At 51.7% G+C, this 238-nt stretch carries 1 protein-coding gene; it reads right to left on the bottom strand.

Going from position 1 to position 238, the window contains the following annotated elements; translation table 11 throughout:
- A partial coding sequence (locus tag LJE08_RS14425) for a hypothetical protein (protein ID WP_227403638.1) occupies positions 1–238 on the bottom strand: 238 nt, incomplete at both ends.

Here is a 238-nt window from a genome sequence, read left to right on the forward strand (position 1 = left end):
CGTTCGACGATTCCCTTGATCTGATAAAAGTCAACCGGACGCCACTTTAGATTCCAGCTGTCAGCCAACAGACTGCCTGCCATGGCCCCCGCAACATGTTCTTGTTCTTCAGGACGCTCACCGCCTTTAGGAATGAAGACGCGGCCTTGTTCATAAAGAGCGATATCTTCTACTTGACGCGCGGTATTGTAGGCTACGTCAACCAAAAGGCCACTGATGATGCTTTCGCGAGCCGTTG

It is taken from the genome of Holdemanella sp. DFI.5.55 (assembly GCF_020593575.1).
Lineage (GTDB): Bacteria > Bacillota_I > Bacilli_A > Erysipelotrichales > Erysipelotrichaceae > Holdemanella > Holdemanella hominis.